9 protein-coding genes and 1 pseudogene are annotated in these 23,502 nt (G+C 68.1%); 9 read left to right on the top strand and 1 reads right to left on the bottom strand.

Annotation, left to right across the window (positions count from 1 at the left end; translation table 11 throughout):
• The 9 genes and pseudogenes from dpdE to ACFVVL_RS19040 all read left to right on the top strand — a co-directional run.
• On the top strand, positions 1–3,399 hold the full coding sequence (gene dpdE / locus ACFVVL_RS19080; RefSeq protein WP_387676648.1) for a protein DpdE: 3,399 nt from the start codon (positions 1–3) through the stop codon (positions 3,397–3,399).
• Positions 3,396–6,002 (top strand): protein DpdF, encoded by a 2,607-nt coding sequence (gene dpdF, locus ACFVVL_RS19075; protein ID WP_387676645.1) that lies wholly within the window; start codon positions 3,396–3,398, stop codon positions 6,000–6,002. The genes dpdE and dpdF overlap by 4 nt, the downstream gene beginning before the upstream one ends.
• Complete coding sequence (gene dpdG, locus ACFVVL_RS19070; protein ID WP_387676643.1) at positions 6,002–6,922, top strand: protein DpdG; 921 nt, start codon at positions 6,002–6,004, stop codon at positions 6,920–6,922. Before dpdF ends, dpdG begins: the two co-directional genes overlap by 1 nt.
• Positions 6,919–9,975 (top strand): protein DpdH, encoded by a 3,057-nt coding sequence (dpdH, locus tag ACFVVL_RS19065; RefSeq protein ID WP_387676641.1) that lies wholly within the window; start codon positions 6,919–6,921, stop codon positions 9,973–9,975. The genes dpdG and dpdH overlap by 4 nt, the downstream gene beginning before the upstream one ends.
• Complete coding sequence (locus ACFVVL_RS19060; protein ID WP_387676638.1) at positions 9,972–10,667, top strand: hypothetical protein; 696 nt, start codon at positions 9,972–9,974, stop codon at positions 10,665–10,667. The genes dpdH and ACFVVL_RS19060 overlap by 4 nt, the downstream gene beginning before the upstream one ends.
• Complete coding sequence (gene dpdJ, locus ACFVVL_RS19055; protein WP_387676671.1) at positions 10,667–15,163, top strand: protein DpdJ; 4,497 nt, start codon at positions 10,667–10,669, stop codon at positions 15,161–15,163. Before ACFVVL_RS19060 ends, dpdJ begins: the two co-directional genes overlap by 1 nt.
• Entirely contained in the window at positions 15,160–15,669 is a 510-nt protein-coding gene (gene dpdK, locus ACFVVL_RS19050; RefSeq protein WP_387676635.1) for a phospholipase D-like domain-containing protein DpdK, read from the top strand. The genes dpdJ and dpdK overlap by 4 nt, the downstream gene beginning before the upstream one ends.
• Positions 15,669–17,882, top strand: coding sequence for a protein DpdD (gene dpdD / locus ACFVVL_RS19045; RefSeq protein WP_387676632.1), 2,214 nt, complete (start codon positions 15,669–15,671; stop codon positions 17,880–17,882). The genes dpdK and dpdD overlap by 1 nt, the downstream gene beginning before the upstream one ends.
• Positions 17,883–18,228: 346 nt before the next feature.
• Positions 18,229–18,451, top strand: a pseudogene (locus tag ACFVVL_RS19040) (transposase family protein); the annotation flags it as partial.
• Positions 18,452–18,803: 352 nt separating this feature from the next.
• On the opposite strand, the gene ACFVVL_RS19035 reads toward ACFVVL_RS19040, so the two are convergent.
• Positions 18,804–23,198 (bottom strand): LamG-like jellyroll fold domain-containing protein, encoded by a 4,395-nt coding sequence (locus tag ACFVVL_RS19035; protein WP_387676630.1) that lies wholly within the window; start codon positions 23,196–23,198, stop codon positions 18,804–18,806.
• Positions 23,199–23,502 lie beyond the last annotated feature (304 nt).

Raw genomic sequence — 23,502 nt, 5'->3', positions numbered from 1 at the left:
ATGACGTTGAAGAAGGTCTCGACCGGGCGCCGCGCCGGCGATCTGTTTTGGGGCTGCACGAAGTTCCCGTCCTGCCGCGGGTCCCGCGACGTCTTCGCGTCGATCGAGGAGGCTGGTGGCGCCGGATCCCGCACCGCGAGGACGGCCCGTCGGAAGGCGGGCGCCCAAAGTGCCACCCTCCGTCCGGGCGGTCTGTTCGTGTCCAGCGCCAACTCCCACGGCCCGGGAAAGCTCGTGCGTGAGGACGGCGAAGAGTTGGTCCTGGAGTACTTCGACACCCCGGGCCAGCCCCTTGCCGAACGCCGCCGCGAGACCGTCCCCCGGGCCAGCGTGCAGCCGTTCCGTTTCTCTCACGAGCAGCGGGTGTTCTGGCGCTCTGGCACCCAGTGGCGTTCAGGCCGCGTCCTCGACGTCTCGGACCAGCGTGACATCTACGTACGGGCCCGGGAGTGGGAGGGGCACCTCCCCGAACTCGACCTCTACGTCCGTTGGGACAACCCGCTTAGCGACCCCATCGGTTTCGGTGGTGCGGGGTTGATGGAGTCTCCGCTGTTGGCGGACATGCGCCGCCCGTTCCTGCAGAGCACCTTGGCGCAGCGCTCAGCGGCCCATGGGATGCGCGGTCTCCTCTCCAGCCGCATCGAACTGCACAAGCACCAGGTCGAAACCGCCTGGCGGGTGCTCCGGGACCCGATCCAGCGCTATCTGCTGGCGGATGAGGTCGGCCTGGGCAAGACGATCGAGGCCGGTCTGGTCATCCGGGAACTCCTGATGGACAAGCCGGATCTGATCGTGCAGTTCGTTCTGCCGCCGTTCCTCGTGGAGCAGTGGCGACGCGAGTTGACGGAGAAGTTCTGTGTCAAGGAGTTCCCGGACGCCCGGTTGGTGTTCTCCCGCGACGACCGCCCCGACAGTTGGGAAGCCGCCGATCTGCTGGTGGTGGACGAGGCCCACAACCTGGCCGGCCTGGTTAGCCACGCCCGCTCCGAACTGGCCGCACGGTACGACCGCCTCTCCGCCGTGGCCGCCAGCAGCCCCCGTCTCCTGCTGCTGTCGGCGACCCCCGCGCTGCACAACGAGCAGACCTTCCTGTCGATGCTCAAACTGCTCGACCCGGTGCTCTACCGGCGGACGACGCCCGAGGAGTTGCGCCAGCGTCTGGAATCCCGTGCCAAGCTGGGGCGGCTCTTCCTGGGGCTCCAGCCGAAGTTGCCCGGTGCCCTGTTGAAGAACCGCCTCGCCGAACTCGCGACGAACTTCCCCACAGACACTCAGGTCTCCGCGCTGATCGACACCGCCGTGCGGGCGATCGGGGAACAGGACCGCGAGGCGGTGACCAGGGCAATCGGCTCGGTGCGGACGTACGTGTCCGAAGTGTATCGGGTGCACCGCCGCATGTTGCGGACCCGCCGCACCGAGGCGTTGCAGAAGTCATACCAGGTCACGGGCCGCACCAGTCCGAAGCCACTTGTCCTCGACGCACCCGAACTCTTCGACCTCCCAGCGCGGTTGGACGAGTGGCGCCAGGAAGCCCTCGCCGCCCGCGAGACCGACCCGGCCGCCCTGCGCCAGGCCGCTTCGGACTTCGCCGATGCGGTCTCGCTGTCCCTGGACCCCGATTCCCTGAAGAAGTGGGCACGGGCCAGGACTGGGGCCACGGAAGGCGAGCAGGAGGCTCTCGACCGGCTCGCGAACGACCTGGACCTGGTGGACAGCAGTCGGCACGTGGCACGCCGAGTGGCGAACGACTTGAGCTACCTCTATTCGTCCAACGAGCGTGCCGTCGTCTTCTGCCCGACCTCGCGCATGGCTGAGATCGTTGCGGACGCATTGAAGGACTTCGATGCCGGTGAGGTCTACCGGCACGTGGCAACCGATCCGGCCGCGGCATCCGACCAGGCCGTCCTCGCCTTCGAGCACAGCCGGTCGGCGGCCCTCCTGGTGGCCGACTCCTCCGCCGAGGAGGGACGGAACCTGCAGTTCGCCGAACTCATGGTTCACGTGGGGATGCCCGCACGGGCCAACCGGCTCGAACAGCGCATCGGCCGGTGCGACCGCTGGGGCGCCCACCGGGACGGTGTGCACAGGCGTTCGCGCTGGGTGGCGGAGGCCGATGGATCGCAGTCGTTCGCGGCCGGGTGGATGCGGGTCCTCGACGAAGGGTTCGGGATCTTCGACAGATCCGTGGCGAGCCTGCAGCACGCGGTCGACGTGGCGACCGAAACGGCGTGGCTGCTGCTGTTCGAGCAGGGCCTCGACGCAGTGCCCGAAGCGATCGATCTCGTACGCGGTCTCCTGGAGGAAGAGGTCGAGCGGGTCCGCGAACAGGACGCTCTCGACAGCATCGAGGCGCCGTCGGACGAGCTCTCGGTGTACAGCCGGATGGCGGCGTCCGAGGGTGAGGCCGCCGCCTTCGCCGACCTCACTCACGGTCTGCTCGCGACCCGGCCGGGCAGCCTGCGCTTCACACCGGAGGGTGACCCCGTGCACCGGGTCGGAGGCTACCGGGCCGGCGGCGACAGCTTCCAGAAGCACTCGTTCACTCCGCTGGTACCCGCGTCCAGGCTCCAGCGCGACTTCGTGCCGCTCGAAGGACACCACGGCACCTTTGTGCGCGAGGCCGCAGTGGTGAACGACGGCGTGCGGCTGTACCGCTACGGCGATCGGTTTATCGACTCGGTGTCGGACTTCCTCTGGCACGACGACCGCGGGAGGGCGTTCGGAATGTGGCGCTGGCGGCCCGACTGGTCCCACGCGGAACGCGTCGCCTACCGCTTCGACTACGCCGTTGAGGCGAGGCCGCTGCAGGCCGACGCCCAGATGGACCCGGTGGACCGGATGACCATGGCGTGGCTGGAACAGGTCATAAAGGACCCGGCCGCCCTGCAACGCCGCGCGGATGGCCTCTTCCCCCCACTCATCGCGACGATCTGGGTGGATGTGCAGGGGGCCCAAGTGACCGATCCCGAACACCTGTCGGTCCTCCAGGAGCGTTACGCCAAGCCGGATTCCCCGAATGCGAGCGGTGACTACGCGCTGAATGCCGACCGCATCGAGCATGCGTACGAACTTGTTTCGATGGACGTCTGGGAGGAGCGTTGGCGGGCGGCCGATCGGGCCGCCCAGGAACTGGTCCTCGGCGGCGGTGCCGTGGTCGAGGCTTGCGAGCGTGCCGTGGCCGTGGCTGAGGCGGACGTGGCGACACGCCTCGCCCAGCTCAACCTGCGCGCCGTGCACGCAGACGGAGCGGAGCGCGCGACGTTGGAGGAAGAGGTGGAGCGGGAGTCCGTCGCCGGCGAGGAACTGCTCTCCGCTCTGCGGAAGCCCAGCCTCCGCCTGGACAGCACAGGCGTGGTTGTGGTCTCGGGTCGGAGCCTGGACCAGGACGGGTGGTCGTGACCGCACAGTTCGACATCGTCCAACGCGTCCTGCTAGGCCGTCCGGAGCCCGAGCGCAAGCTCACCGGAGCGCACCTCCGGCTCGCCGATGCCTGGACCTCCGATGTGCCCGGGCCCGACGTCAGTGGCGACATCGCCGCTCTCCTGGCCCAGGTGCTGCGCCATCAGGTTGCGCTGACGGGACAGCACGCCCATCGCTTGAGAATCGGTCTCGACGAACGCGGCATCGACGCAGCTGTCCTTGCGCGGGCTGGTCTGGAGGTCGAGCGCTTCGGCGCCACCCAGCACTCGGTAAGGCTGGACGCCGACTGGCAGCCCGGCTGGCTGCGCGGCGATCCGCGCTGGATCGACCTCGCGTGCGCGGCCCCTGGTCCGTTGGTGGAAAGCGACGGCACCGCGGTACCGACGTACGCGCGCTCGAACACCGGCGTGCCCATCGACCCCGCGGTACAGAAGATCGCCCCCGCCCTCGACCAGTACCGCTCGCGCAGCCAGGCCACCGCGGTCCGCACAGCCGCGCTGTCGGACCCCGCATCCACCCTGCATGTGGTGCTGCCCACCGGTACCGGGAAGTCACTAGTCGGGCTGGCCCCCGGGCTGCTGCTCGGCCGCGGCACCACCGTCATGGTGGTGCCCACCACCGCACTGGCCCTGGACCAGGAGCGGCATCTTCACGGCCGTTTCCCGGATCTGGGCCTCCCCCGGGAGCTCGCCTACTACAGCGGGCGCCCTGAAACTGAACGCGCGGCGATCAGGGACCGACTGCGCGAAGGCACCCAGCGGGTCCTGTTCACCTCTCCCGAATCGCTGGTCCGGTCCCTCGCGGCACCACTGCGCGCGCTCGCCGAATCCGGCGGGCTCACGCACCTGGTGATCGACGAGGCCCACCTGGTCCGCCTCTGGGGCCTCAGCTTCCGCCCCGAGTTCCAACTCGCCGCCACCCTGGTGGAGGATCTCCGCGCGGTCGCCGAAGATGCCGGCCAACGCCCGCCGAAGATCATCCTGCTGACCGCAACGCTGTCGGAACCCGGTCTGGAACTGAACGAACAACTTTTCCGCGGGGAAGCCGACTCGGTCTTCGTAGGTTCGACCTACCTGCGGACCGAGATCCGGTACCTGCTCGGAACCGTCACTGACGAGGAAACCAGGATCGAACGCCTGGTTGAAGCACTTCACCGCCTCCCGCGCCCGGCGATCGTCTACACCACGAAGAAGGATTCTGCCCAGCATATCGCCGCCCGTTTGCGGTCCGCCGGGTTCGCTCGCACCGCCGTGTTCAACGGCGACACCGGTGCGGCGGAACGACTGGCCATCCTGCGCCAGTGGTCCGGCCACGACGGGCCGACCTCGGTCGACGTGGTGGTCGGCACCAGCGCCTTCGGCCTGGGCGTCGACCAGAGTGACGTACGCACGGTGGTGCATGCGTGCATCCCTTTCTCGGTCGACCGCTTCTACCAGGAGGTCGGTCGCGCCGGACGGGACGGTCACGCGGCACTGTCACTCTGGTTGCCCGCGGACACTGACCAGACGGAAGCCCAGAGGACCGAGACCACCACCTTGATCGGCGACGAGAAGGCCTGGAACCGGTGGTCGGCCATGCGCACCCACCGGATCAAATCGGGTGATCCGGATGAAAGCATGATCCTGGACACCACGATCCTGCCAGCACACAAGCAGTACGCTTCGGATTCCAACCAGTTGTGGAACCACAACACCCTGGTACTCATGGAACGTGCTGGCCTGATCACTCTGCAGCGACTGGAACCGCCGGTCCCGGACCGTAGGCTGGACGAGACCGATGAGGAGTGGCGGACGAGGCTCGCCGCGGCCCGGTCGGCCAACCGCCACCGTTTGAGGGCCCGGCTGCGCGCGCACGTTAACAACCTGGACCAGCCGACCTGGGAAGCAGCGGTCCAACGGGCCAGGATCCAGGTCCGGAAGGCCGAGAGGGCCTCGGCGGCGCGTATTACCCGACTCCTGAAGGGCACGGAGTGCTGGGGCCGCGTGCTCGGCGAGGAATACTCGTACACGGGTGTCGGCCCTATGCGGGCGAGCCAGACCGTCCGCCCAGCATGCTCGGGCTGCCCGGCCCACAGCTCCGACCGGCCAGCGGCTCTCCGCACCCCGCGCGCGATCATCGCCGAAGCGCTCATGCCCGACCTCGGCAGGGAGGTTAGCGCGGGGCTCCGGGCCATGGCAGCCGGTGGGCGCAGCATCATCGTCAGTTACCCCGAGGGGCAACTGCGTACCAGCCTGGGCACTCTGGTGCAGGTCTGTGTGCGCAATGGCGTGCGCGGCATCGTCGCGCCACAGGAACTGCTGCGCCTCACCCCGGTCCGCACAGCCGCCCGGTACGCCGAGGAGGGGTTGGTGGCGATGAACGCCCTTGTCGCGGACGGCTTGCCGCTGGCTCTGGCACTCCCCAGTCTCGCCCTCTACGACTCCATCAGTAGACCGACCATCTCGGTACTGGCCCCGACCAGCGGTCCGCTACGCGTGGTAGTAGTACCAGAGAACATGCACGACCCCGGGTACCCGAATGACCTCATCAGGAGGATTCGAAGCCCGCACTGGGGCGTGGACGACTTCCTCAGGAGACTGTGATGGCTGTACTGAACCCGCCTCGAAGCCTGCCCGGGCTCGGTCGTGCCATCATCTCCTTCCTCAACACCGACCGGCGCTCCTGGACCGACGAGACGCTGGTCGAGGCGTTCAAGCCTCCGGGCCTGAACGACGACAAGACTTCGGCTGCGGGCCTGCAGGACACCCTCTCGGCCTTCCGCGCGATCGGCATGCTCACCCGCGACCGGAACGGCGTGGTCACCGTCACCGAGGGCGAGCACGCACGCGGCGTACTGACGCAGGCCCAGTTCCGGCGGGTTCTGCAGCGGCATGTCCTGGATCTCTCGCGGGACGGGGACCCGTGGAACGTGTCCGCCGGCGACGCGTACACCAGTGGCGCCCGCGATCTGCTGCGGGCACTGAGTTGGTTCCTGGCGCAGGATCCGCTCGGCCGTCCGCTGTCTTGGAAGGAGAACGTCCAGGAGTTGCAGGGCGCTCAGTTCAGGACTTCGGACAACGAGGCCTGGGCCGTCGTCAACGACACCCGGTGGCCTCCCTTCAGCCGGTGGGCCAAAGCCCTTGGCCTGGCATCACCGTCGCTGCTGAAGTCCGCACCGGGCCTGGTCCCGCTGCCCGTGGTGGCCGTCGACGATGTCCTCGACGAGTTGCCGGACGGACGGATGGCCATCGTCGACTTCCTGGCCCACCTGGCCGTCAAGCTGCCTGTGCTGCACGGTGGTTCGGCCCGTGCCACGCTGGTCGCCACCCTGCTCACGGACGACCCGGACCCCGGTGTCTTGGCGGAGTGCGCCGACAGTTCGGTGGGACAGGCGCTGCGGATCCTGGAGGAGCGAGGCCGTGTTGTGTTCAGCACCCTCCCGGACGCGACCGGCCTCCGGCTCCTGCCGAGCGACAGCAACCGCCATACCCACGTCACCCTGGCCCGAGGAGGAAAGCGATGAGTTGGCGCGGTGACCTTCCGGTCGCCTGTTGGACCGCCGGCGAGGCCGTGAGCATCATTCCGGTCGAGGCCGAGAGCACCTCGGATGGAGTCTTTCTCGCCACCCACACGTCGATCCCGATCATCCGGCGCGACCACGTCGGAAGTGTCGAGGGCGGCTCGCTGGTCACCGAGGAGCAGTTGAAGCAGGCCGTCGAGGAACTCCCACAGGACCAGCCGATCATCCCGATCCTCGGGAAGTCCGGTACCGGCAAGTCCCACCTGGTCCGCTGGCTCCGCGCCAAGCTCGCCCCCAGGGAATCTACCCGGCTGATCTTCGTTCCCAAGCACCGCATGTCGTTGCGCGGGATCCTCGAGCTCATCCTGGTGCACGCCACGAGCGAGCGGGCCGAGGAGTTGCGGGCCAAGGTCGCCACAGCAGTGGACGCGGCCTCCGACGAACGCGAAGCACGGCTGCGGCTGCGCAGCACACTGGCCATCCTGGTCGAGACTCGGGGCACGCGTCCGGACCGGCCGCCCGAGGAGAGTGAATTCCGCGAGTACCTCGCCTCGCCGGAGGGGCTGCCGGCCCTGCTGAATGACCCCGTGTTCCGTGACCGCCTGCTCGACGAGGCCGCGCCGATCGCCCGCCTGGTCCGGGAGAAGCTCTCCGGCAAGGGGGCGGACGACAAGGAGGACGCGTACGGCTTCGCCGCCGCGGACCTGGACCTCTCGGTCGACGACATCAGCAAGGCCGGCGACTCGGCGCAGACGGTGGCGGCGGCACTGGCCAGCGACACCGGGCTGCGCGAACTGGCGGCCATGATGCTCAACGAGCAACTCGGCCCAGCGGTCGGCGAGGTGTTCGGCATCGGCGGGGACGACCTCAAGCAACTGCTCGTCGAACTTCGCCTCGACCTCCAGCGGCAGGGGCTGGACCTGCTCCTGCTGATCGAGGACTTCTCCATTTTCCAGGGCATCCAGGGCGGGCTCATTGACGCCATCACCCTGGTGCCGACCGTTGACGTCCCGCTGTGCCCGATGCGCGTCGTCATGGCGGTCACCACCGGCTACTTCGTCAACCAGATGCCCGAAACGGTTTTCACCCGGACCTACAAGGTCTTCGACCTCGCGGCCCCCGCCAAGGGCTCCGGCCCGTTCGACCCGGCGGCCTTCGCCGCCCGCTACCTCAACGCCGTCCGCGTCGGTGCCGCGGAGATCGACACCCAGCACACCGGCGGACGCCCCGCACCCAACGGGTGCGAACGGTGCCCCGTGCGGGAGAAATGCCACCGGGCGTTCGGGCAGATCGACGACATCGGGCTGTTCCCCTTCAACCGCAGCGCGCTCGCGCTCGCTATGCGGAGCCAGGCTCCTGACGGCGAGTTTGTCGCCCGAGACGTGCTGACGCGGGTCCTGCGCCCGGTCCTGCAGCGTGACCAGGTCGAACTCGACGAGAGGCGGTTCCCGGGAGACGCCTTCGAAAACGACTTCCGGACCGGTGCGCTGGACATCCTCGACAACATCGAGGACCAGGTGCAGTTGCACACGCCCGGAAACCGCGAACTGTCCGATCGCCGCGTGCGGATGGTCCGCTTCTGGGGCTCGGAGCAGGGCGCCCACAATCTCGACCCCGCGATCCACGAAGCCTTCAGCGTTCCCCCGCTGGAAGTCCTCGGCGCCCCGGGGACCGCTCGGCAGGAGTCCCGACCGAAGCGCGAAGCGACCGCAGCAGCACCGGTGGCCACGGCCCGACCCTCAGCGGCGGCGGGTGAGCAGGCCGCCTCACAGCCGGCACAGGCACCCGCCCTGGTCCAGGCCGTGGACCACTGGCGTGCCACCGGCAAATTCGTACAGAGCAGCCGAAACGACCTGCGCAACATCGTCCACGCCGCTATCCTCAACCACCTGAACCTGGAGGACGGGTACGGCGGGGACGCCGGGTGGGCAAGGGGCGACAAGAAACTCGTGCCGCAGTTCGTGGCCGCCTCCTCAGTCTCCCTGGACGGCGCCGCCGCGCAATCGGCACTCGTTTCACTCGACCACGAGGACGACGACGATGTCCGCGTGCTTCGCGCGCTGGCCTGGGCCCACACCGCGCAATCCTGGAGCGCCGTGCCCAACGGCGCGACGCTCCAGCGCCTGTGCATGCAGTGGGTGGAGACCCGTGCGGCCCAGGTGTCCGAGGCTCTGCTCCCGGCGGAGGACGACGACCCCGAGTTGGCCCGGCTCGCCCACGCCTTGCTGGCCGCGGGCAAGGCGCTGGGCATCCCGGACGCATTCAAGGACGACCCGATCAGCCGGGTCAGAGCGATCTTCGCGGTTCCCCCGGAGGCCTCCGACACTGAGGCCAGACCGCGGTTGCGAAGGTGGCAGTCCGACATCGTCGGGACCGACCAGAAGCCGGGTCGGGACGTCCTGCGCCAGCGGGTCCTGCGCCTGACCTGCTACCGCCAGGGTGCGGGCGATCCGCTGGCGCTGAACCTGCCCCGACTGCTGCGTGCCGTCCGTGACGATTCCGCCCATGCGATCTGGCCCGAGGCGGTCCCCGCCGCCATCAGGGAGTCTGTCGAGAACATCCGCCTGCGGATCGGCGCGCTGGACCAACTGCGCCGCGAGGCGGTCGACCTGGTGCCCGACACGAGCGAGTTGGGAGAGGACGTCTCGGAGGTCTCCAAGGCGCTGAACGGCCTCATCGCGGGGCTGGCCCCACTCGGCCTGTCGTCCTCCGCCGTCAACGGGCCTGAGCTCCTCGTCAGGGCGAGGTCCGTGAAATCCGGCGACCTGAAGAAGACCAGGGGGTTCGAGCAGGCGTTCGCCGAGTGGGAATCCCTGGATGCCAACGAGCGCCTGCGCGTCCTGACCTCCGACGTCGAAGGGCCGTCGGGGCGCGTCCGGGCCTGGCTCCAGCCCACCCTGGCCGCGGTCAGGTCCTTGGAGGCGAAGTTGCAGGCCGGACCGTTGTCGGAGACCCAGCGCGAACACGAAGAGGCCCTCACACTCCTGCTGGCCAAGTTGACCGAACTCGACGCATGCATAGTGGCCACGACCACCTCGCCCGGGGAAGGCGCATGACGCTCATCGAAAGAATCCAACGGCTGCACCAGGCGGCTGCCGACGTGGAGGACGAGGACCGGATCAAGCAGCGCACTGGTCAGCTGGTCTCCCTGGGCAAGACGGTCGACACGGTGCTCGGCACCCTCATGGGGCTGGAAGAGGCCGTGGCGGAACTCCGAACAGCCGGCTTCTCGCTTCCGGTCGAGGTGCTGACCCGGGCCGGCGAGGCATCTAAGGCCCTGCGTATGTTGGCGGCAGCGTTGCGGCAGAACGGCGCCGTGCCGTCAGCCGGCGGCGTCCAGTCCGCGCACACCTACGCCAAAGCGCTCCGTCAGACCGTCGAGGGCGCTTGGAAGGACCAGCGTCAGTACACGCCGCCAGCGATCAACGAGGACCTCGTCGACACACTGGACAGGAACGGGATCGATGTCGAGGCGATCCGGACGAGGATCGAAAGCGCCCGCTGGCAGCTCGATAGCCTGGAGAGCCGTTCCCTCCCCAAACGGGGTGACATCGCAGCACTGACTACCGCACTGCAGAGCCTGGCCGAATGCGGCCGGGACATCACCGAACTCGTCGATCCGATTCTCACCAAGGTGATCATGGACACCCAGAGCACGGAAGGAGCACGGCTGAGCGCCTTCACACCCGAGGTCCTGGCCGGCCTGGCCGCTCTCGGCATTCTCGAACGTTTCCGGGTGCGGCTGTGATGATCCGTGCGGTCGAGGCCGAGATCCTCGAACTCCTCGAATCCCGTGAAGACCCGCTGCTGTCCTGGGGCGTGGTCGACGGCGGCTTCACCTACGCCGAACTCCTTAGCCGCGTCGAGGGCGTCCTGTCCACGTACCAGGACCCGACCCCGCCGGAAGACGTGATCGACGGACTCCAGCAGAAGGGCATGCTCCACGAGGACCGCTCGGCCGCTCCACCGCTATGGCGCACCCGCAACGGTGAGGGCCTGCGCCTGCTGGCCAGGATGCGGCAGATCTTCCCCAACGGCAGTCAGGACCGGCAGGAGGCCTGGCGCCAGGGAACCACCCTGGTGGCGGACTTCCGCTACGCCCGCCGGGCCCGTGCCTACCCGAAGCGCGACCGGGCGCGGCAGGAAGCCGTCGAGGGCTTCGACGGCGTGCCCGAGATCTACCAGCAGGTCGTGGACGCCATGACGTTGAGGGGTTCCAGGCACGCCGAACTCAGCGGGTTCCAGGTGCGAGCCACCCGTCAGGTCCTCACCGCGCTGCGGGAGAGGATCAGCACCGCGACGGTTGTGGGCGCCGGCACTGGCAGTGGTAAGACCATGGCCTTCTACCTCCCCGCCTTCGCCCACCTCGCGGACCTACGGGACTCCTCTGCCTGGACCCGTGCGCTGGCGGTCTACCCGCGCAACGAACTCCTCAAGGACCAACTCAACACCGCCTTTGCGACCGCCCGCCGGCTGGACCAACTCTGGCGGAGCGTTAACAAGCGGCCGATGACCATCGGTGTTCTCAACAAGGACACCCCGCACAATCCGTCCAACATCCTGGATCAGCGGTCCTTCTACGCCTCGTGGACGCGCGGTCCGCGGGGCTTCCGCTGCCCGCAGTTCACCTGTCCCGGAGACGGCTACTCTCCGTGCGGCGGTGACCTGTTCTGGTCGGAGGCGGACATCCGGGAAAGGGTGGAACGCCTCTCCTGCGGAACCTGTAGCCGGGTCTTCGACGACGCCGTCCTCGTCCTGACCCGCAATCGCATGGGAACGCGGCCGCCGGACCTGCTCTTTACCACCACCGAAGGTTTGAACCGGGGGCTGTCGAACCTCGCGCTGCGCAAGCTTTTCGGCATAGGCGTCCCCAAGAAGCCCCGGCTGATGCTGCTCGACGAGATCCACACCTACAGCGGCACCACCGGCGCCCAGGCGGCCATGGTCCTGCGGCGCTGGCACCACGCGCTCCGCAGCCCGGTCACGTTCGTCGGGCTGTCCGCTACCCTGTCGAACCCCGTCCGCCACATGGCCGACCTGACTGGCATAGAGGACGGGCTGGTCACCAGCATCGAACCCGCTCCGGAGGAAATGGAGTACGAGGGCGCGGAGTACCTGGTCGCGTTGCGCAGCGACCCGACCAGCGGCGTCTCGGTGCTGTCCACGACCATCCAGACCGCGATGCTACTCCCCCGGATCCTCGACTCCCCCCGTTCTCGGCCTTCGAAGGGCCTGCTGGGCACGAAGGCCTTCGTCTTCACCGACGACCTGGACGTCACCAACCGGCTCTTCTTCTACCTCCTGGACGCAGAGGGACAGCGGTACCGGGACAGGAGGCAGGAGCAGTTCAAGGAACCGCTGGCCGCACTGCGTCTTCCCGGGCAGAACAACGTCGCCGACAAGCGGCGGGCCGGCCAATCCTGGGACCTGCCGCGGGACTTGGGGCACCCGCTCAGCGGCAGGGGCCTCACGGTGAGCCGGACCACCTCGCAAGACTCCGGCGTGGATGCTGAGTCACAACTGGTCGTCGCCACCGCTTCGCTGGAAGTGGGTTTCGACGACCCGGCGGTCGGCGCGGTGCTCCAGCACAAGGCTCCCCGCGGGGTCGCACCCTTCCTCCAGCGCAAGGGCCGGGCTGGCCGGAACCGCGGCATGCGCCCGTACACCGTGGTGGTGCTCTCCGACTACGGTCGTGACCGCGCCGCCTACGAGGCCTGGGACACGCTCTTCGACCCGGTCCTCCCCGAACTGGTACTGCCGATCCGCAACCGCGCGGTGCTGCGAATGCAGGCTACCCTCGCGATGCTGGACTGGCTCGCCGAGCAACTTCGTCCCAAGTACCCCCGCGCGCACATGTGGCGGGACCTGAAGGGGCTCACCAACCCGAAGTACCCGGACAACCGGAAGGTCCAGGAGGCCGCGGCCGATGTGCTCGCGCAACTGCTGGACGAGCCCGCACTCCAGCGCAGCCTTCGTCTGTGGGTCGAGGGCGCCCTGCAGATCTCCGAGAAGTTGGCCGCCGAGGTTCTATGGCACCCACCCCGTCCCGTGGTTCTCGCGGCCGTACCGGCACTGCTTCGACGGCTGCGGAGCGAGTGGGCAGTGGCGTCTTCCGGCGTGTTCACCACCGGAAAGGACGTGATGGGGGGTACTCCGCTGCCCGACTTCTTCCCGGAGAACCTGTTCAGCGAACTGGCGCTTCCGGAAGGCCAGGTAACGGTTCCCTCGCAGTCGGGCAGGACTCAGGAACGTGAGAAGAACGCCATGGGGATGGCGCAGATGTTGCGGGAGTTTGCGCCTGGGCGAGTGTCCCGGCGCTTCGCCACCCATATCCTCGAACACCGGCACTGGATCCCAGTCCCGTTCGGCCAGCGCGAGACCGTCGTCGCGCTGGACTCCGTACTGGAGTTGCACCATCGTGAGGAGGTGGCGACCGTCGAGATCGGGGGGATGCCGACCGCCATCCCGGTGGTACGTCCGGATCAGGTCGCGCTCTCGCTCGCCCCCAGGGAACTCAAGGACTCGTCGAACGCCGTGATGGTGTGGCGCTCGGAGTTCATCGAACGAGGTCGCGGGCTGGGCGCCCGCATCCCCTCTTCCGACCTGATCGGCCGCCTGGTCCCCGAGGCCCGGTTCTTCCTCCACGCCCAAAACTCCCACGTCGAGGTCCGCCGGGTCGCGATCGAGTCCGAGGCCAACCTACTCCTCTCCACCAACGAAGCGCGCGTCACTGCCCGCTTCTCGCTGGACGGCGAGCGGATCGGCCTGGGCGCCGTCTACGACGTGGACGGCCTCCGGCTGAAGATCGACCTGCCGGACGAACTCAGCCCGCCAGAGGAAGTCAACGCCTCCCTCCGCAGTGCCTGGTTCCAGCACCTGATGACCACTGACGAGGCGCTGCTGGAACAGGCAAACAGGTTCCAGTTGGAGTGGCTCCACCAGACGGTCGAGTGCATGCTGCTGATGTCCGCCGTGACCGGCGGAACCTCGCTGCCCGAGGCCTACCGGAAGGTACGGGGCTCCTTCGCCGACCGGCTCTCGGAGACTCTCCATGCGATGTTTCGCAGCCCGGACGTCGAGGACACCGGGAACGCGACAATCACCCGGGTGGGCAGTCGGCTGAACGCCCTGCTCTCCGACCAGAAGGTCATCGACCGTCTGGACCAGCTGACGGACCAGGTCTGGAACCCTGACCCGGAGCACTTCCAATCCTGGCTCCGGCAGCGGGTCCTCGCCACCCTCGGTCAGGCCGCTCTGTGGGCGGCCCGGGACATCTGCCCCGAGCACGACGCCGACGGCATCATGGTGGACGTCGAACCGGGCTACTCGCCGGACGCGAAGCCGCGACACGGCGAAGTCTGGCTCACCGAGTCCTCGGTGGGCGGCGGCGGCTTCATCGAAGCGCTGGCGGCCCGTGTCCGGCCTGATCCGCGCAGGCTCCTGCGGCTGATCTCTCGGGCGGTCCAGCCGTCCTCCACTGAACTGCTCGACGCGCACCTCCGGCGAATCGTCCGGTACGTCGCCGAGGGCTCCGAATGGACCGACCTGGTCTCCGACTACCGGGATTCGGCGACCCAGGAGAAGCGGGTTGCCAACCTCGCCCGCATCCGAGCCCAGCTGCGCACCTCCGGCATCCAGGGCGCTGAGCAGACCGTGGTCTCCGGGTTGGCCAACCGACTACTGCGGCCGGGTTCGACCCCCCAGACCGACCAGGCGCTGCGTACTATCGTCGACGAGTGGGAGGCCGCGGAGCAACGGCTGGGTCTGGAGATCTCGCCCCGCACCTGGGCCTACCTGATGCGCGAGCGGCACAACCTGGACCCCGGGCTCAACCTGGCCGGTGGTGCCAGCGAGCGCCAGCGCATCGATGCCGTTCAGAGCCTGCTCTGGCCGCGCGGCTGGGCCGTCCGGGCCAACACCCTGCAATCGTGGAACCCGTACGCCGACAACCCGCCGGCGGCGGCCGAGCTGGTCCGGGGGCTACTCACCCCGACCGCGGAGACCATTGACGTGACACTCCCTGACGCCGACAGCCTGGTGCGCAGGCGCTTGGCCGACCACGGCTCCGTCCAACTGGCCGCCCGACCCGAGGACGCGCCCGTCCTCGCGAGCATGCTCGTCGACTTGTCGATCCACGCTGTCGAGACGGACTTCCTCCAGGTGCACCCGCGGGTCGTTGAGATCGACCACCGCCCTGACGGGAGCATCGTGGCCTCTCTTGAACTGGCCGAGGTGTCGGCATGAGGAGGATCATCACCATCGGCGCCGGCGAAACCCGGTTGCTCAACGACCTTTTGCAGAACCTGCTGGTGTCCGAACTGATCGCACCGTCGGCCCGGTTCTGGGTTCTCTCGCCGTGGATCTCGGACATCGCTGTGATCGACAACTCCTCCGGGCAGTTCAAGAGCGTGCTGCCGGCGCTGCCGATCCGGCCGATCCGGCTGACGGAAGTGCTGGTGGAACTGTCCCGTCGCGGCTCTGACGTGCGGGTCGTCGTTCGGAACGACGCCCGTAACACGATGGTCGTCGAGCGCCTCACCAACCTCGCCCCTGCGGGGCCGCGCCCGACCGTGCGCGTCGAAAGGGTCGTCCACGACAAGGGCATGGTGAGTGAGAGATTCCATGTCCACGGTTCGATGAACTTCACCTTCTTCGGACAACGCGTCAACCAGGAGGGCGTCACCGTCGTATCCGATCCGGACCAGATCGCTCGCGCGCAGGTCACATACCAGAACAGGTATCAGTTGTGATGAGCGTCGACTTCAACGAATTCTTCGGCGAGCATAACGAGATCCGCCTCCGCGGGGCGATGAAGCCGGAGATGACGGTTTTCCTGGAAAACCAAATGGATGCCGTAGGGAAGGGCTGCATCGGCTTCCTGCCGCGCCGCGCCGAGAGCCGGCTGTGGTGGTACGGGTTCACCCCCACGCCGGACCGCAAACGCGAACTTCTCACCCTGCTGGGCTGGTGGATCGGCCCCACGTTCAGCGATCTGCCCGCACGCCACGGCAGCCTCGACCCCACCGACCCGTTCGACGCCGCTCTAGAGGGGGACAAGGTCCTGCGCTTCGAAGTGCTGCCCCGATGGAGCGCGAACCAGGAGAACGCGACGCACGCACGCCACTCGGTTCGCGCGTCCCTATGGCTTCTGGGTCGTCTCGTCAACGGCCGGCCTCCGTCCGAATTCGACGCCCCGCGGAGCACGGTGGAGGTCCTCGACGACCTCGGTCACGCCATTTCCGCCCAGGACCGCAGCATCGCACTGGCATGCCTGCGCGAACTCGAAGCGACCTCGGACCTCGACCAGTCGAACATGGCTTTCCTGCGCCTCCGCGCGTTCGCCGGGTTCCAGGACTGGAGGTCCCTCCTCGCCGACCGGGACCTCGAACACGTCCTCGCGATGCGGCGCCCTGCCAAGGTCACCCTGGCAATCCAGCAGGCGGTCTATGCCAGTTGGCTCGCTCGACACGACCACGTCGGCAGCGAGCAGGACCTTCTGGACGCACTGGCCGAACTCCCCTCCACGTTTCGGTCGCTCCGTACGGATTCGAGCTCGATGACCCGAGCGCAAGCCGTCACGGAATTTCTCATCGCCATGGAAAGCGAGTCCGAGGATTTCATCACTAAGATAGTCGATGATTCCGGATCTATCGATCCGAAGCTCCCCGGGCACCTTAGGAAAATCCTTCGAACGTACCGGAAGATTCCATTCGAAGAATTTCCCGATGCGGCTGAGAATATCGCTCCTGATCCCGTCGAAGGCCCCACCAGAACACCTCTGGAAGAGGCTACCGATATGATGCTCCAAAGCAATTTCGAAGCGGCCATCGAGGCGGCTCTGAAGCTCGAACCGGGGCTCCACTCCGCTCACATCCTGCTGATTTGCGCACGGGAACTGGAATCGCAGCAGCATGCTTCGACGGTGGCTCACTACATTTCCGCCCATGACCTGCGCGAAGTGATCGGCGGGGCGTACGCGCAACTGCGCGACAGCCTCTTCTGGCTGGAGGAGTTCCTCCAGGAGGAGCCCGGACTGGACTGGCACAGTTGGCTGGGTGCCCTCGGCGGCGACCACCGATCCGCAGTGCTGGAAGCCGACACTGGGACCACCGACTCCTGGCCTGCCCTTAGCCGTGCGGTCCTGGCCGCGTGGCTGCTCAGCGCCCCCGCTGAGGCACTGGGCAGGCTCGGCGAGGTCGGCGGCCAGTTCATGGCCGTACACCGCGAGATCTTCACCGCCGACGGGGCAGCCGAACTCAACGAACGCGTGCTCGCGGGTCTTGCACTCAGCGGGAAGAACTCCGTTGGCGTCCGGGTGCAGACGCAGGCCCTGCTGGACTACCTCCTGTCCGCCCATCCGACGGCCAAGATCTTCACCGATGCACTGATGTGGACCGAAGGCATCGTCTCCGCGAACGCGTCAGCCGTGACCACCTCCTGGATGGTCGACATCCTGCAGACCGCCACGGCGACCCCGGCCGCCGTGGCCAGCCCAGCCACCGAGGAGTTCTTCCACCAGGTCATCGGACACCTTCGTCCGTTCAAGACGGCTCTATCGCCGACGGACATCGAAGCCCTCAAGATCGTCTCGGAGGAGTTGTCCCAGACCGTCCCGGGCGACCTGCTCGCTGTGCAGGACAAGGATGCGGACCTAGGTGCGCCCTTCCGCTACCTCGCGGACTCGAAGGTGATCCTGTACTCCCTTACGGAGTCGGCCACCACCAGGGCTGCACAGATGCTGCGTGTCCTGGTCCCGGGCATCGACATCGAGACGAGCGCCGAACACGACGGCAGCGGGAAACTTGCGGCCCAGGCAGCGAACGCGGACGTCTTCGTGGTGGTCACCGCGTCGGCAAAGCATGCGGCAACCGACTTCATCACCGCCAGGCGGGGAGAGCGCCCGATCGTACTCGTCAACTCACGTGGTTCGTCAGCGATCCTGCGTGAACTCGCCAAGGGGTGAGGCGGAGAATTGGGGGAGAGCCATTCCGCTGTCGATTCCGGTGGGCCAGCCGTTGGCGCTCGTTCTGACTCCTGGCCAAGCCACAGGCTGCTCAGAGTGCCAGGCGTGTTGGAGATGATTTGGGTGCGGAGCCTACGCCGCACGCGCCCGCGTGTTCGGCCGATCGCCCGAGCGAACTGCTGGATGCGATCCTCTACGTCGACCGCATCGGCATCCCCTAGCGCAACCTCCCGCGCGACTAAAGCTTGTTCAAGAACTAGTGCGGGGAATTTCTCCGGTATGGTCCGGTATGGGTGGGGCGCTTCGGGCTGACCCGGTCTGGGTGGAGACGTTCACGGGGCTGCGGATGCGGTAGTTCGAGGGCCTGGTGCGGCAACAGGCCGGGCGGCGGCAGGCAGCGGTGCCAGCCACTGGCCGACCGGATTCTGCTGGTCGCCGTCTACTACCGGACCAACCTCACGATGCGGCAGTTCGTGCCGCTGTTCGGGGTCTCGACGGCGACGGTGTGCCGCGTCGTGAAGCGCCTGGGCCCACTCCTGGCTCTCGAAGCCGCTCCACGCCCGGAGGTTGTTGGTGGCCATGGGTGTCTACCCCCGGGCGTTTTGCTGGCCTTTTGCTGACCCTGGATGGTCGATCAAGCCTCTGACCTCGGACGAAACGGCAGAGCCGTGCTATGTGGTGGAACTTCATCGCCCGCACCGGCGGCGATGTCTCGGAGCCTTGCGCGGGGAATGGGCACAGCCGCGGTGTGGCGGGCGGAGCGTGGGTCCGTGTGTCGGCCGGAGCGCTCCGGTCGCATCGGTGTCTCCTCGGTCGGACCGGGCCGGGATCCGGTGGCACGGCGGTGTCCATGGCGCCTGTAGATGCGGGTGGGCCCCCGCCGCAGTGGTTGCGGCGAGGGCCCGGTAGTCGGTGGTGGGGTCAGGTGGTGGGGTTGAGGGTCCAGCGTTGGTTGGCGCCGGCGTGGCAGTCCCAGATGCCCAGGCGGGTGCCATTGGTGGTGTTCCATCCGGGCAGTTCGAGGCAGCGGCCGGAGTGGGGGTTGTAGAGGCTGTTGTCGGCGCGGCGCAGCCACTTCTGGCCGCCCTTGAGGTTGTCGCAGTCGGTGAGGACGACAGGGGTGCCGTTGCCGGTGCCTTCGTCTCGGACGGTGACGCACTTGTTCTGGATGATCAGTGCATGGTTGTCGGTGTTGAACTTGAACTGCTGGTTGGGGCCGTTCCAGCAGTTCCAGACGCCGATCTCGGTGCCGCCGCCGAGGTTGTCGAGGCATTTGCCGCTGTCGAGAGCGCTGTTGACGGAGATGGTGGTGTTGCTGATGGCGAGGTTGCTGACCTGGGGGTCGGTGAGGGCGTAGGGGTAGGCGCGGACGTCGCCGATGGCGCCGCGGAAGCCGTCCTCGTCGTGGTAGTAGGCGGTTCTGACGGCGCCGATGGTGAGGGTTCCGCCGCTGGACCAGGGGTTGGGGTTCCTGGCGGCGCCGACGGCCCTGCCGTTGACGTAGAGCGTCATGGTGGCCGATTCGGCGTTGTAGGTGCCCACCAGGTGGGTCCACTGGCCGGCCTGCGGGCGGGCGAGGGGTGAGCCTCCGGCGACGTAGTAGGTGGGGGTGTGGATCCAGTCCTCGTAGGGGGAGATGAAGGCCCAGGTGCCGGTGGCGGCGGAGTGCTGGAGGTAGAAGGGGCTGCGGTCCTTGCCCCTGATGGAGAGCACGGTGCCGTAACCGTTGGCGCTGTCGGGCCTGACCCACGCGGCGACGCTGTAGCTGCGGCGGGTGTCGATGCCGGGGGCCTGGGAACTGGCGTAGTAGCTGCCGCCGTCGAGGCTGAGCGCGTTGACGGCGGTGCCGTTGCGGTCGGCGGTGAAGCCGGGGCTGCCGCCGGGGACGAGTGCGTTGGTCGCGTTGCTGTCGACCACGGGCGTGCCGGGGTCGGTGTGGAGGGTGTTCTGGCGGTCCAGGTTGTACCAGTCCGGGGTCACCCGGGTATTGGCGATCGTCTCGGGACCGACGTCCCAGCCCATTCCGGGATCGGAGGCGCCTCCGGTGCGGTGGCCCCACCAGATCTGGATGTCGCCGGTGTTCTTGTTGAGACCCCACAGACCGGGGGCGCCGTTACCGAGGAGGTCGCCGTCGGAGCCGAGGACGGGCCAGGTGTCGACCGGGACGCTGCCGATGTAGGTGGCGCCGGCGATGCCGGTCACGGTCGGGACGACGAGGGGGTTGCCGTTCTCGTCGAGGACCGGGTCCCCGAAGTCGGGGTCGACAACGTTGAGGGTGCCAGGGGTGAAGGTGTAGGCGGTCAGGTCGCCCGAGGTCGTGGAGGCGTTCGGCGGGCGCATGTCGCGGGCCCACAGGCCCGGCCTGCCCTGGCCGGCCCAGTCGCCGGGGGTGATGAGCTCGCGGTCCTTCCAGCCGCCGGACGCCAGGCGCACGGGCTGGCCGAGCTGGTTGGTGGTGGTGGCGGGGAAGAACCACAGCGAGGCGTCGCTGCCGTCGCTGTTGGCCTCCACGGTCACGAGGCCGGTCTTGTTCTTGAACTCGAGTTTGATGTCGAGGTCGGTGTGGGCGGGGTCGCCGACGGCGGCGACGCGCAGGGTGCGCGACCAGGTGCCGGCGTAGCCGGTGCAGTAGGCGGAGTCGTTGGGCGGTGTCACGCAGGCGGGACGGTCGAGCGGGATCCTGCTGTTGTACCGGCCGGTGGAACGGGAGTTGCCGGGGTTGCCGTAGACGTAGAGGTTGGGGTGGTCCTTGACGTGGACGAACAGGTCGTCGACGTGCTTGCCGCCGGTGAGCGCGCCGCGGTGGCTGTACTGGATGGCGTCGGTGGCCCAGGTCTGCTGGTTCGGGGTGTCGGCGGGCAGCGCGGCGAGGGCTGCGGTGGGGCTCTTGGCGACGGTGTTGCCGGGGACGCTGTAGGTGCGCAGGTTGCCGGCCTGGTCGGTGGTGAGGATGTCGGCCGCGCCGTCACCGGTGACGTCGCCGAAGACCGGCTGCGGGCCGTCGGGGTTCCAGGGGACGTAGAAGGCGTACTGGGCGACGGGGGAGACGTTGCCGGCGTTGTCCTTGACCTGGACGTAGAGGATGTTGGTGCCCCAGGCGGTGGGGTAGACGGGCAGTCCTCCTGCGGGCATGGCGCCGCCGCATTGCCAGGACTCGCCCTCGAGCTGGGGGTCGAGGCTCCAGCGGGCGCAGACGACGCCGGAGGTCTGGCCACCCGAGGGGTTGGGGTCGAGCGGCGTGTAGGGGACGTAACCCCACTGGTGGGTGCGCAGCTTGGTGCTCTGCCCGTTGCCCGACGGCGGGAACTGGGTGGCGAGCGCGTCGTCGGACAGCTGGTCGTAGACGCTGGGGACCCGCACGGTGGGCGGTGTCTGGTCGACGCCGAAGTGGCAGGTGGGAGTGGCGCCCGATGGGCCGATCAGCTTGTCGCTGGACATGATGCTGTAGCCGTAGACGTGGCCGTCCTTGATGACCTCGGGGGGGACCGGGTAGGCCGCGAACGTTCCGTTGCCGACGAGTTCGCTGTATCCGGAGGCGACGTCGGGGACCCCGGGGACCATGTAGTCCCAGATGTGGCTCCAGGAGTACAGCTGCTTCTGGACGGGGCTGCTGACCTTGGCGTTGAGGTAGACGCCGTTCAGGTTGACGCCGGCGCCGAGCCAGCCCCAGCCGTTGCCGTCACAGCCGTGGATCAGCTGATTGGGTGACTCGGTCCTCGGAACCGGATAGGCGTACGGATCGGTGGGGGTGTCGGGGGTGCGGTCGTACTCCACACTGACGGTCGGCCGGTAGTCGAGGCGCTTGAAGGCGAGCGTGTCGCTCTCGTCGCCCTCGACGGTGAAGGCCAGGCTGTCGGCGCCGTTCACGTACGAGCGGTAGGCGGAGGTGACGTCGAACTGGAACACGGCAGGGTTCGGGCAGTTGGGGTTCCCGGAGCCGCCGACCATGGCGGTGGCCCCGACCTGGCCGCCGCGGTGCTGGGGGGAGTTGTTCCACGTTGTGGCGATACTGATGGGCCGGTCCACGGTGTACAGCTTGAGCGGGAACGTCCGGTTGCAGTCGAAGAGGGAGGACTTCGCCTGCCACATCGTCATGACGGCGGAGTTGATGTGGGCGTCGCCGAAGCCGTGGGTGTCGATCTGGAAGAAGGAACGCTCGATCCCGGTCTTGGCCTGATACTCCTGCAGACCGACGCCGGGCCGGTTGTACGGCTCCTGGACCGTGACGGTCTTCCCGTAGTTGCCTGTGTTCGGGTAGGCGGACTGGGTCCAGGTCCAGCCGTTGCCGGTGCGGTCCTCAGTGAGCCAGTTCGGGTCGATGAACCACGGCCCCTGCCCGGTGGAGAGAAGGTCCTGGTCGGGGCTGAGGGTGATGCCGACGGTGTCGGCGCTGGTGGGCATGACCGCGACGCGGGCGTTGCCGCCGGGGCCGTCGACGGTGCTGGTGGCCGGGACCTCCAGGTCCCCGGTGGTGGCAGCCGCTGCGGCGGCGGGCAAGGCCGGGGCAGGGCCACCGTTCGTCGCCGCAGCCGGGGTGCCCTGGGGGGCCTGGGGGGCCTGGGCCGGGGGAGTGGTGGTGCTGTCCCACATCCGGGGGGCGGGGGCGTGCCAGCGCACCGTGCCGTCCTCGGCGGCGGCCGTGAGGCTGTAGTCGGAGCCCGCAGTCACGCTCACCCCCGCGGTGGTCACGGGGAAGGTGACCGACGCCAGCGCCGGGTTCGCGGCCGCTTCGGCGGTCTTCACCACCAGGACGGTGCTGAGACCGCCGAACTTGGTGGCGGTCGCCTTCAGATCGATGCCCGGGGCGACCTCGGGGTAGATCAGGCCGTCCCCGTCCTCGTCCACGTGCCCCTGCGTCAGGGGGAAGGGCGAGTGCAGGGTGAGCTGCTTCCCGTCATCACTGGTGAGGGTCGCCAGTGCCCCCGCCCCGCCGGCCGACAGATGGACGCCGGTGCCGGAGGCCTTCGGACGGAAGCCACCCTGGGGGTCGGCCACCAAGGTGGCGTCGAGCGTCGTCCAGACGCCGTTCTGCCTGACCCGCTGCCGCTCCACGTGCTGCGTCTTGCGCAGATGGCCCTCGGGAGTGGCGACCGTATCGCTGTAGTCGTCGGTCAGCGACTCGACCGGCACCGCCTCGCCGGTGGCCTTGGCCTGGGCGATCGCCTTCTCGGCGTCCGTTGCGGGCGGGCGCATCGTGGCGTGCGCGGCGTCCGCCTCGGCCATCACCTCGGCCAGGCTCTTCGAGCCGGACTGGGGCTCGGCCGACGCGACGGGCGCCGGAAGGCCGGCGCACAGGACGAGTCCGAGTCCCAACACGGGCAGACGAAGGGCGATGGACCGTGTTCGGCTCCGGGCGGAGGGCGGTCTGGGGGACGAGGGCACGGCGAAGCCTTCCCGACGAGGAGAGTTGGTGCGGAAACGGCCGTGACCGGCGCTGCGCACAGGACAGACGCAACCTGTCGCGCTCTCCGACGCATCGTCAATGGTTTGTCCACGACCGTGGGCTGATTTGTCACCAGTTCATACTATTCGTTTTTGAGGTGATTTAAATCACATCGATCGATGCTTTGTCGACTCCTCGACACCGGTTGTAAACGACCCATAAGGTCGGCTGGCCTTT

Source organism: Kitasatospora sp. NPDC058115 (genome assembly GCF_042884635.1).
Taxonomy (GTDB): Bacteria; Actinomycetota; Actinomycetes; order Streptomycetales; family Streptomycetaceae; genus Kitasatospora.
The sequence above is the reverse complement of the archived record's forward strand: the minus strand, read 5'-3'. Positions and strand labels throughout refer to the sequence as shown.